General features: G+C 35.7%; 11 protein-coding genes. 7 read left to right on the top strand and 4 right to left on the bottom strand.

The features are described 5' to 3' along the window. The first annotated feature begins 62 nt into the window (after positions 1-62). Complete coding sequence (locus tag Q8X41_RS09680) at positions 63-1037, top strand: metal-dependent hydrolase (protein WP_397540005.1); 975 nt, start codon at positions 63-65, stop codon at positions 1035-1037. A gap of 70 nt (positions 1038-1107) precedes the next feature. Here the strand turns inward: Q8X41_RS09680 and Q8X41_RS09685 are convergent, their stop codons facing one another. Genes Q8X41_RS09685 through recX form a run of 3 tightly spaced genes read right to left on the bottom strand, consistent with a single transcriptional unit; the run spans position 1108 to position 2493 of the window. After that, entirely contained in the window at positions 1108-1365 is a 258-nt protein-coding gene (locus Q8X41_RS09685) for a YfhJ family protein (RefSeq protein WP_397540006.1), read from the bottom strand. Continuing rightward, a complete protein-coding gene (locus Q8X41_RS09690) occupies positions 1365-1691 on the bottom strand; it encodes a YfhH family protein (protein ID WP_397540007.1) in 327 nt (108 codons plus the stop codon). Before Q8X41_RS09690 ends, Q8X41_RS09685 begins: the two co-directional genes overlap by 1 nt. Beyond that, positions 1684-2493, bottom strand: a complete 810-nt coding sequence (gene recX / locus Q8X41_RS09695) for a recombination regulator RecX (protein ID WP_397540008.1) — start codon at positions 2491-2493, stop codon at positions 1684-1686. Before recX ends, Q8X41_RS09690 begins: the two co-directional genes overlap by 8 nt. A 485-nt stretch (positions 2494-2978) precedes the next feature. On the opposite strand from recX, the gene Q8X41_RS09700 reads away from it, so the two are divergent. From Q8X41_RS09700 to Q8X41_RS09715, 4 genes are all read left to right on the top strand, one after another. Next, positions 2979-3875, top strand: coding sequence for a TIGR01777 family oxidoreductase (locus Q8X41_RS09700; protein WP_397540009.1), 897 nt, complete (start codon positions 2979-2981; stop codon positions 3873-3875). A 58-nt stretch (positions 3876-3933) separates the two neighbouring features. After that, positions 3934-4731, top strand: a complete 798-nt coding sequence (locus Q8X41_RS09705; RefSeq protein ID WP_397540010.1) for a polysaccharide deacetylase family protein — start codon at positions 3934-3936, stop codon at positions 4729-4731. A gap of 75 nt (positions 4732-4806) precedes the next feature. Continuing rightward, positions 4807-6180 (top strand): 23S rRNA (uracil(1939)-C(5))-methyltransferase RlmD, encoded by a 1374-nt coding sequence (gene rlmD, locus Q8X41_RS09710; RefSeq protein WP_397540011.1) that lies wholly within the window; start codon positions 4807-4809, stop codon positions 6178-6180. A gap of 174 nt (positions 6181-6354) precedes the next feature. Continuing rightward, positions 6355-8103 (top strand): methyl-accepting chemotaxis protein, encoded by a 1749-nt coding sequence (locus Q8X41_RS09715; RefSeq protein WP_397540012.1) that lies wholly within the window; start codon positions 6355-6357, stop codon positions 8101-8103. Between the two features lie 202 nt (positions 8104-8305). On the opposite strand, the gene Q8X41_RS09720 is transcribed toward Q8X41_RS09715, so the two are convergent. Continuing rightward, complete coding sequence (locus Q8X41_RS09720) at positions 8306-9478, bottom strand: MFS transporter (protein WP_397540238.1); 1173 nt, start codon at positions 9476-9478, stop codon at positions 8306-8308. 690 nt (positions 9479-10168) lie between these two features. Between Q8X41_RS09720 and Q8X41_RS09725 the strand changes: the two genes are divergently transcribed. Continuing rightward, positions 10169-10357 carry an SE1561 family protein gene (locus Q8X41_RS09725; protein ID WP_397540013.1) on the top strand — a complete coding sequence of 63 codons (189 nt, stop codon included), beginning with the start codon at positions 10169-10171 and terminating at the stop codon, positions 10355-10357. A gap of 134 nt (positions 10358-10491) precedes the next feature. Then, a complete protein-coding gene (locus Q8X41_RS09730) occupies positions 10492-12027 on the top strand; it encodes a fumarate hydratase (protein ID WP_397540014.1) in 1536 nt (511 codons plus the stop codon). Positions 12028-12235: the final 208 nt, after the last annotated feature.

Genomic DNA, 12235 nt, shown 5'->3' on the forward strand with positions numbered 1-12235 from the left:
ATAGGAACTTTCATAAATATTTTATTTTTTCTGTCTCCCTACAAATTAAGGAGTTGATCATCTTGGATTCTGGCACACATCTAGTTATGGGGATTGCTCTGGGTGGCCTAGCTTTGGTTGACCCAGTTGTTGCTCATAATTCACCTACCACAGTTGCAGTCATTACAGGCATGATTGTGGGTTCTCAAGCTCCAGATATTGATACAATTTTGAAATTACGTGGCAATGCCACTTATATTCGGCACCATAGAGGAATTACACACTCAATTCCAGCAGTTATATTATGGCCTATTTTGATTACCGGTTTTCTTTCTATTATATTCTCTAATGCGAATGTTTTACATCTTTGGCTTTGGACGTTTTTTGCTGTATTCTTACATGTCTTTGTAGATATCTTTAATGCATATGGAACACAAGCCTTAAGACCATTTTCAAAACAATGGATTGCACTCGGGTGGATTAATACGTTTGATCCGATCATTTTTTCACTCCATGTTATTGCTCTAATGTTTTGGGCTTTTGGCGCGGATCCCGTTTCGACGATGTTTACTTTGTATGGAATCATTTTCATCTATTATATAATTCGGTATTTGCTTCAAAAGTCCGTGAAGAATGCTGTTCGCAATACAATTCCTGATGCCGAGCTTATCATATTGTCACCAACATCACACTTTTTCCAATATCGTGTAGCAGCAAACTCTGCTACACATCATTATGTCGGACGGGCATATGGGCGTTCAATTACGATTTATGATAAGTTTCTAATCGAGCCCTTGCCTGATACTCCTGAATTTAAAGCAGTTATGGAGGATCCTAATTTTATATCTTTTGTTTCCTTTTCTCCTCTATACAGATGGGAAGTTGCTGATATTGAAGACGATTTAATCGAAGTTAGGCTGATTGATTTACGTTATCGTAGTAATAATCGCTATCCATTTGTTGCAATTGCTCACTTAACTCAAGACTACGAAATCGTAAACTCCTTTACCGGGTGGATTTTTAGTGAGGATAAATTGCAGAAGAAATTAGTTGTTTAAATGAATACAGAGGGTGTTCTCCTACCTCAAAAGATCAACGACCGCTCCAATATAAGGAACGGTCGTTTTTTTATTCTACTTCATCTAATAAATGAGCATATTTTGGATTACGTCCTGCAAACTCATGTAACTGAGCACCGTAGCTTTCAATCCATTGTAAAATGATTTTTTCTGTCATCTCGGCACCACGATAATCATAACCTGCCTTGGCATACGTGGATTCAAAATCCGACCACAGTAATTCAATCCAAACACGTGCTTTTTGTTCAGAAACACTAGTATTTTCAGCTCGCAATTTAGAAATTAGCTCGTTAATTTTTTGCTCCACTAAAATGCCTCCTTGACAGGTGTTAACATTGAAATAGGGAGTGCTTCTTCATAATGATTTCCACCTAAACGATATCCCCAAGCATAAACACCTTTTAAATAATCTACTTGGAAGAACATACCTGGATCATTTTCGATGCGGTAAATTTCTCCTGGTTTAAAGTCATCTGGATTTAATAAGTATGCTTGCGCTAATAACGCTTTACGTTCGTAAACTGCAAACTCATTTAAAATACCAAGTTGTTCAGCTTTACGCGCTTTTTCTTTTAATGTTGCAATTATTTCACGTAATTCATTGGGTTTCATTTCACTATATTTTTTATCCATTGTCTTGCTCCTTCTGTTCTATATACATTTCAATTTTTTCAATAGGAAAACCTTTTTGATAAAGCGCCTGTTTCACTCGCATCTTCAACTCATAATCACTATATTTTGAAGCATACTTATTCCAAACTTTATCCCCTTGTTGAGCGATCATTTCTGTCCATTCATCTTCATCTTTAGATAATTCTATTTGGTCTAAGACTTGTTCAACAATTGCAAAAGAGTATCCTTTTCGTACAAGCATTTCTTGTATCTTCTGCTTCATTTGGCTAGGCGTTTTACGATTTTCATTGCGTACAGCTTTTTCGGCTAATTGCAATGCTATTTCTAATTGTTCATCTTCAGAAAACGAATGTAAAACCTGCTGTTGGAGGTTTTTATCTATACCCTTTTTCTCCAAATCCTTCTGAATAGCTCTAGGACCTTTTTTTGCCGTTTTCTTTTTTGTTTCTAATAATGCTTTTGAATAGCTTTCATCATTTAAAAAGCCTAGCTTCTTCAATTTTTGTAATGCTTCTTGAATGACTGCTTCACCAAATTCCAAGTCTTTCAGTTTTTGATGAACTTCATATTCACTTCTCATTTGATAACTTAAAAAGGATAGTGCACGATTGAATGCTCTTTGAATCTCATCGTCAAAAGCAATTTCATCTACTGTTAAGTCGTCTATCGTCTTCCCTTTTGTTAGACTATACTGAATTAAAATAGCCTCATCAATACTAAATGCATATTCTTCATTTAAGTAAATATTATAACGTTCCTGATTTCGTTTTTGACGGCTAATTTTCGTAATAACTCGCGACATCCAATCCCTCCTTTACTATGCTTAGTATACAACTTTTCCATCCTAACATCATGGAAAGTGTCATATATAGCATATCTTTGATTCAAGTAAGTACAAACATCACTTTGTTTTTATTAGATGAATCAATTTCATTTTTGGTTTTTAAAATACGAATATTTTAACCCATTAACTTTTCAATAATCAGATTTGAATGTTTCGCTACAGACGGCGCTTTCCACGGGCTTGGCTTCAATCTCCTCGGGCCAACACGATGTTGGTCACGAAGCCGTTGCCACAGGATGTGGCGTTCTTAGGCTTTGTCCCTTAAAATCGTTCCTGCGGGGCTTTCAGCTCAAGCTTTTCCCGTAGGAGTCGCCGTCTTTCGCTCCACAATGACCAAAATCGAATATTATTAAATATTCGTATATTCTATATAAATTTTGCATTATGAAATTGATTTAATTCATAAAAGATTTGAACTTAATACTGATTAAGGAGGACTTGTTATGAAAATTGCGATTACAGGTGGTTCAGGATTTGTTGGTCAAGAACTAGTTAAACACTTACAACAACATGGACATGAGATTGTTATATTAACTAGAAAGAGTAATCATTTAGCTAATGGCATTCAATACATTCAATGGTTGTCCAAAAACGCCGCTCCAGAAAACTATTTAGAGGGAGTTGAAGCAATCGTTAATTTAGCTGGTACTTCCTTGAATAAAGGGCGTTGGACCGAAAAACAAAAAAGAGAGATTTATGACAGTCGAATATCTGCTACAAATGAAATCATTCGAATCCTAAAGACACTAAAAACACCGCCTAGAGTATTACTGAATGCTAGTGCAATTGGTATTTATCCTGCTTCTAAAACAACAACATATACCGAAACGTCACGGGATATCGCCAATGATTTTCTTGCAAAAACAGTTCACGATTGGGAGCAATCAGCTAAAGTAGCAAAAGATTTAGGTGTACGGGTTGTCTTAGCTCGATTTGGTGTGATTCTTGGAAAAAATTCAGGAGCTCTTCCAATGATGGTAGTGCCATATAAACTTTACATAGGTGGAACAGTCGGCACAGGCTCCCAATGGGTGTCATGGGTTCATGTCGAGGATGTTGCTAATGCTATAACCTTTGCAATCAGCAATGAAAACTTACAGGGTATTATAAATGTCACTTCTCCAAATCCCGTTCGCATGAAAAATTTCGGTGAAACAATTGCAGCAGTAATGCACCGTCCTCATTGGTTCCCTGTACCCGCACTTTTAATGAAACTGGCACTAGGTAAGAAAAGCCAACTTGTTTTAGAAGGTCAGCAAGTCTTACCAAAAGTTTTATTGACTTCAAATTTTCAATTTCAATATCCAACTCTTTATAGTGCACTAGAAAATTTATTGTAATTGCATAATTCCATTTAAACAACGCAACCTATCTAAAAAAAGAAAGGTTGCGTTGAACATGATTAAACAGCATGCAACTGGTATTGTTTTAGCTATGGTCATTATCATTACGGGTATAATTGTGAATCCGTTCACTGCGTTTGCTCAAGAATTTAGTTGGGGCTTTAAGAAGGCACAAAATGAAGTGCCTCCAGAGGCTGGCGCTAATTTTGATCAGATGCTTGAAAAATACGGTGCCGTATATAAGGGAAAAGATGATGAAAAAGTGATGTATCTTACCTTCGATTGTGGGTATGAAAATGGCTATACTGAATCGATTTTAAACACTTTGAAAAAAGAGAAGATTCAAGCTACCTTTTTCTTAACTGGACATTATTTGACTAGTGCTACTCCATTAGTAAAGCGCATGGTAAAAGAAGGGCATGAAATCGGAAACCATTCAGATAAACATCCGAATATGGCACGACTTACTGAACAACAAATGCTAGATGAATGGAAACGCTTTGATCAAAAACTAGCTGAAGTAACCGATGTGGAAAGAACAGTATTTGCAAGACCTCCAGAGGGCGTTTTCAGCGAAGAGTTATTACGAGTTGGTCAAAAAGCAGGGTATCGCCATATATTCTGGTCTGTTGCATTTAAAGACTGGCTTAGAGATAAACCGCAAGGCTGGGAATACGCATATAACAACTTAATGTCTCAAATGCATCCAGGCGCAATCATTTTAATGCATACCGTATCTCCTGATAATGCAGAAGCACTTCCTCGATTTATTAAAGATGCAAAGAAAAAAGGCTATCGGTTTGATTCCATTAATAATTTAGTCAATGATATTCCTTTTGTATCTAATTCTTAGTTGGGCGCTGATTCTTCCCTTACACGTTGCTGTTCGCTATAATGAAAAGATGAAGTGAAAAAGGACGTGTAAGTTTTGGTGCAACAACCTACAATGACAATGGGACAAAAAATCCCGCTTACAATCAAACGATTAGGCATTAATGGAGAAGGGATCGGTTACTATAAACGTAATGTTGTTTTTGTAAAAGGTGCTCTTCCTGGAGAAGAAGTTTATGTTGAATTAACGAAGATTAATCACAACTTCGCTGAAGCGAAAGTGTTAAAAATTCAGAAAAAGTCAAAAGCTCGTCAAATCCCCCCCTGCCCTGTTTATGAGGAATGTGGTGGTTGTCAATTACAGCATATGAAGTATTCATATCAACTTACAGCAAAACGCGATGTAATTGTCCAAGCTTTAAATAAATATGTTAAATCCGAAGCAAAAAATATTCAAATCCGCCAAACAATAGGAATGGATGATCCATGGCATTACCGTAACAAAAGTCAATTCCAAGTTCGACAACCTGGTAAACATGTACTAGCAGGTCTTTATGCAGCAAATAGCCATAAACTTTTGAATATTGACGAATGCCTTGTACAAAATCCGATGACTACTAAAATTACAAATGCTACGAAAAAGGTTATTGATGATTTACAAATTCCAATTTATGATGGCCGTTCTATGAAAGGGATCATCCGTACAATTGTTGTACGTGTTGGGATACAAACTGGTGAAGTTCAACTTGTACTAATAACAACTCGTAAAAACTTCGCTAAAAAAGAATTGCTCGTAGAAAAATTAAAACAAATTGATTCATCCATCGTATCAATTGTCCAAAATATTAATGCTGATAAAACTTCACTTATTTTTGGAGAGCAATCCATTACTCTTACAGGTAAGGATACTATCCACGAAGAACTTGGGGAACTTGCATTTGATTTATCAGCTCGAGCATTTTTTCAATTGAATCCACAACAAACTGTTCATCTATATGACCAGATTAAAAATGCTTCTGCTTTGACAGGTAAAGAAACAGTAGTCGATGCATATTGTGGTGTTGGAACAATTGGTCTTTGGCTTGCAAAAGACGCTAAAGAAGTGCGCGGTATGGATATTATTCCTGAGAGCATTCATGATGCAAAGCAAAATGCAAAAAAACATAGATTCAAGCACACTCAATACGTAACAGGTACAGCCGAAAAATGGTTGGATATATGGCAGAAAGAAGGATTTGTCCCAGATGTTCTAACAGTCGATCCTCCACGCACAGGCCTTGCGCCTAGCCTGATCAAAACCATCTTGCAAGTAAAACCAAAGCGAGTGGTTTACACATCATGTAATCCCTCAACACTTGCAAAAGATTTACAAGAATTGACGAAAATTTATCATGTTGAATATATTCAACCGATGGATATGTTCCCTCAAACATCTCATGTAGAATCAGTCTCATTATTAACATTAAAATAGTAAAAATAGACGGTTTCCACTTTAGGAAGCCGTCTATTTTATTAAACGAATAAATTCCTTAAGTATTTTCATCCTAATTAATAAAAAATTCTATCAAATGTACAATTTTCTATTTACAGTAAATGAAAACGCATACATAATAGTTATAAAATACTGAATAAATGGGGGTAATATATGAAAAAGATACTACATTCAATTCAATGGAAACTAATGCTGAACTGTTTATTACTAATGATCATTCCCTGCTTTATCATTGGCATTTCAAGTTTTTTTAATGCAAAACAAAGCATGGATGATTTAGGTAAAACAATTGTGAAAAACAGTGTTTTAGCAACATTACAGCAAATTGATTCATTAAATAAAGAGGTTAAAAACGGCACCATATCTATAGAAGATGCACAAGAGGAAGTAAAAGAGCAAATCCTAGGCAAAAAGAATAGTGATGGTAAACGTGAAATTTCCAATAAAGTTGACTTAGGAGAAAGCGGCTATCTTTTCATCTTACAAAAAGACGGTTATATGCTCGCACATCCGAATATAGAGAATAAACAGTCTTGGGGATTAAAAGATAGTAATGGTCATTATTATATTCAATCTGTCATTAAAAACGCACAAAAAGGTGGAGGATATGCCGAATACCAATTCCCTCTTCCTGACAACCCTGATAAGTTAGCAGACAAGATTACTTATTCAGAAATGGATCCAAACTGGGGATGGATTGTTTCTGCAGGTACATACAAAAAAGATTTCAACCAATCAGCAAATAATTTACTTATTGTCCTATTTATTGCATTAGCTATATCACTTGTGATTGGAGCAATCGCAATGTACTTATTAGCAAAACATATTGGTGTCCCAATTAAAAAATTAACAGGTAATTTAAAGCATATTTCTTCAGGTGATTTAACTGTACAGCTTGATGAAACAAAACGTGGTGATGAAATTGGTCAATTAAACAACCACTTCAACGTAATGGTAACGAATATTAAATCGTTAATCACTGAAGTAGATGGCACGATTAAGGAAGTTCGAGAATCGTCCACAAATCTTGCAGCTGTTTCTGAGGAAGTAACCGCTTCAACAGTTGAAATTACAAAAGCTGCCGAAGAGGTTTCAGTAGGAACGACAACACAAGTCAATGATGCAGAACACGCAAAAGAGGCAGTGACCAAAGTTTCTCAGCACATCCAATTACTCAACCAAAAAAACAATCATATGTTACAAGCTTCAGAAGGAATGCAGAAGTCATATGAAGAAGGCTTACACAATTTAGTTATTCTAAAAGAAAAATCTTCAAAATCAACTGATTTAGTAGAACATGTTCAACAAGTATTTGTTTCTCTATCATTAAAAATGAAAGATATTGAAACTATTATTTCTTCTATTAACGATATTTCAGCCCAAACTAATTTATTGGCTTTAAATGCGAGCATTGAAGCCGCTCGTGCAGGTGAACACGGCAAAGGCTTTGCAGTAGTTGCTGAAGAAGTTAGAAAATTAGCTGAGCAAACCAAAAACTCAACACAAAGTGTTCAGCATACGTTAAGAGGCATTGAAGAAGAAACAATGCTCGCTAACGACGAAATTTCTAAAACATCCTTCATTGTTCAACAACAAAATGAGGCTGTTCATAATACTGGACTATCATTTGACCATATTAAAGAAAACGTGCAAACAATTTTAATAGCTATCGAAGATGTATCCTCTAATTTTAATATTTTATTGACTTCAAAGGATGAAATTATGGATTCAATGAATAGCATTATGAGTGTTAGTGAACAAAACGCTGGTGCCACTCAAGAAGTATTTGCATCACTAGCTGAACAGCAAAAAGTCATTCAGGTTGTAGCAGAATCAGCTACAGACTTATCTGATGAAATTCAATCTTTAAAAGCTTCAATCGAACAATTCAAAATTAAGTAATATAAAGTGAAACTTCCATCAATGGGGGTTCTTCATCCCCCCTGATGGTTAGTTGAACCAATCGGGCTTTTACGGGCAGTTATCCCCCAGTTATCTTCTTTGCTTCTCTCTCAATCTTGAGGTGGAGGTATTACTGCCCGTTAATGCGGGATAAAAGGGAAGCCTAAAGTCTATTTTGACAGTTAGGACTTCCCTTTTCTTTTTATAATATTTGCTTATTACTTTGTCTTCCGAAGATGAGACTAATCGCAAATACAACAAACAAAATAATCGATACTAACAATAAGAAACTATAATTGTGTACATATTGTAAATATAGACCGCCTAATAGTGGTCCTGATAAGCTACCAAAACTAAAGAAAATACTACACATTAAATTCCCCGTTGGTAGCAACTCTCTTGGGGTCAAATCACTCATATACGAAATTCCTAGTGAGAATAATGAACCGCAGAACATTCCTGCAAACAAAAAGCTAGCAGCTACTAAAATTTCATATGATTCTATGATGCTTCCTATTCCAAAGAAAATTGCTCCTCCTAATAGTGAACTTAATACAATTTTCCGACGTCCAATTTTATCGCCCAAAGTTCCAAGTGGAATTTGCGTTATTATCCCACCTATTGAAAATGCCGCTAAAATAATCGATACCATTGAAACTTCGAAATGATTTCTTAGGGCATATACAGGGAACAACGAATTTAATGAGGATTCTAAAAAACCATAACAAAGGGCTGGTAAACAGCCGATCCATGCAAATTTTAAAGTGACTGCATAACGTTTAAGTATATTTTCCCCTACACTTTTCGTTTGTATCGGTTCTGGCTTTTCATTCTTCAAAAAGAATACTAGTGACCAAGCTAATAAGCAAAGTAGCGAAGAAAGGATAAATGGAAAGGCTTCGGAAATCTTTGTCAATGGGACCAATAGCGGGCCAACAGCGAAACCTGTACCAAATGATAATCCATAAATCGCAATATTTTTGCCAAGACGATGTTGAGGTGATGTACTTGTAATCCAAGTTTGAGTTGAATAATGCAAGGAGTGATCCCCAATACCAATCAGTAATCGAAGGATAAACCAAAATAATACATTCTTCCATAACGGAAATAAAAGAAGGGATGTAAAGACTATTGCTCCACCCACCAAAATAATTGGTTTATAACCAAATTTCCGTAATGGTTGCTCGATAAATGGGGATATAAGTAATGTTCCAACATAAAGCCCCGTCGCATTTAAACCATTAAGCGACGATGCTACACCATCTTGTTCGAAAATGACTGATATAAGTGGCATTAACATACCTTGTGAGAATCCTGAAATGGATACTATAATGACTAAAATCCAAAATCTTTTTTGCTCTAATCGCTGATTTATTTCCACTGCAACCTCCAATTTTTACTAATCATTAATTTCGCATGTACCGAAAGTATGAGATTATCTTATATGAAACTTTATATATGTATTTTTTGGATACTTGAACAATTTTATCATAATCTTACACAGCATGTGAATTACTTTCAAATACACTAAAAAGACTCAGTCCACATAAATTAATTGTGTACTGAGTCTACTAATATTCACTTATTATCATTCGTTGTTACATTAAACCCATTTTCGGCCTAAGCTCGGACCGAGAATCTGTTTAACTCCCTCCTTCGTATTGCGAATCTATAGGCGCCTGTTCCGTACCCATTGCAGCGGTAAATCATATCACATTCCTTACGAATTGCTTCCTTATTAGAGAGGACTCATTTTCAGAAAACATATTCCATAAATCTCAAGGGAATAAATACATTACCAGCTTTTTTCATATATATATGCTGCATTTGTGGGCATCATTATAAGGAAGAGGACTTCTCCTACGAACGGATTGCCATTTCAGTGAATTCTCACTTTTTCCTCCTTCCTTTTATGTTAAACTCATATTAACATTTTACATTAGTTTTGTAAATTTTCTTAACTTACTAAATATTAAAATATTTCTTTCGACCTATAATTTTGGATTTAGAATTGAAAAAATTGATAAAATCGTTTACGATGGTGATGATGAAATGAGGTGTAACGATGAGCAAATCAATTACGGATAAAGAACAACAAGTAACTTATTTGAAAGAACGTCTGCAAATCTTCGTAGAGGTATTAGATGCTATTGATCCTGAAACTGCAGACTTACAAGATATCGATCGCCTTATTGATATGATGGACGATTTAGAAGACAAAATGGAACAATTCAAAAACCGTCCAGAAAATTAAATCTCAAATTATTAATGTTTTTCTTATTACTATTGAAATTTCGACAAGAGCGTATATATACGCTCTTTTTTTCGTGTTTTGGACAGGTTATAATAGGATTGGTTTAAAAATTACCTTTTTGGAGGGCTATTACTATGAATCTAGAGACACTAGAACAAAGCATTTACGATTTAGTGACTGAAACTTCTACAAATTTACCAAAAGACGTTCGTCGTGCAATTAAAAAAGCAAAGGACGCAGAAAACGCGGGTACTCGTGCTGCAATGAGCTTAGATACAATCGCGAATAACATTTTCATGGCAGATGATAACGTTTCACCTATTTGCCAAGACACTGGTCTTCCTACTTTCAAAATTAAAACTCCTGTTGGCGTAAACCAACTTGAAATCAAAGAAGTAATTAAACAAGCAATCGTTCGAGCTACAAAAGATGCAAAATTACGTCCAAACTCAGTGGACTCTTTAACTGGCAAAAACAGTGGAGACAACTTAGGCGCAGGCGTTCCTGTTATGAAATTTGAACAATGGGAAAATGATTTTATCGAAATCAAGCTAATTCTAAAAGGTGGCGGCTGTGAGAACAAAAATATCCAATATAGCTTACCTTGCGAACTTGAAGGACTTGGTCGTGCAGGTCGTGATCTAGATGGCATTCGAAAATGTATCCTGCATTCTGTTTATCAAGCACAAGGTCAAGGCTGTTCAGCCGGCTTTATCGGCGTTGGTATTGGTGGAGATCGTTCTTCTGGATACGATTTGGCAAAAGAACAATTATTCCGTAATGTAGATGATATCAATCCAAATTCAGATCTTGCTAAATTAGAGGATTACATATTAGAAAAAGCAAATACATTGGGCATTGGCACAATGGGATTTGGTGGTGAAGCAACACTACTTGGTTGTAAAATCGGTGTGATGAACCGTATTCCAGCTTCTTTCTATGTTTCTGTCGCATATAATTGTTGGGCTTACCGCAGAATGGCTGTAGATATTGATGCGACTACAGGTGAAATCAAAAATTGGCATTATCAAGAAGGCGAAAAAATTGCATTTGAAGATGCTGCTCAAAATGCAGATAAAGAAGATAAAAAAGAAGTTATTGAACTTCGTGCACCAATTACAGAAGAACAAATTCGCTCTCTTCACGTAGGTGACGTAGTGAAAATCACTGGCCGTATGTACACTGGTCGTGACGCAATTCATCATCATTTAATGAGCCATGATGCTCCTGTAGATCTAAACGGTCAAATTGTATATCACTGCGGACCTGTAATGGCAAAAGATGAAAATGATAACTGGACTGTTAAAGCAGCAGGTCCTACAACTTCCATTCGTGAAGAACCATATCAAGGCGATATTATGAAAAAATTCGGTATCCGTGCAGTTATGGGAAAAGGCGGAATGGGACCAAAAACATTAAAAGCTCTTGAAGAACATGGTGGTGTCTACTTAAACGCAATCGGTGGTGCAGCGCAATATTATGCTGACTGCATTAAATCAGTTGATGGAGTAGATTTAATGGAATTCGGTATTCCAGAAGCAATGTGGCACTTAGGTGTAGAAGACTTCACTGCCGTTGTTACGATGGATTCACACGGTAACTCATTACACGCTGATGTTCAAAAATCTTCACTAGAAAAATTAGCAGAACACGCTGATCGCGTATTTTAATAAAACCCTGAACCTCTCTAAAAGAAATTTTGGAGAGGTTTTTTCTTTAACCTTTTTTCACACTCCCCTTCTCTTTTCAATAAGATGCCATAAATCCATTTAAAATAAATTAAAACATTAATATCGCACTTTTCACCCTCCAAACCATATGTTATAATAATTCTAAATTAAAAATGACTCCAAAATCATTTTTTAATTAAAGAAAGTT

Source organism: Rummeliibacillus pycnus, assembly GCF_044359855.1.
Lineage (GTDB): Bacteria > Bacillota > Bacilli > Bacillales_A > Planococcaceae > Rummeliibacillus > Rummeliibacillus pycnus_A.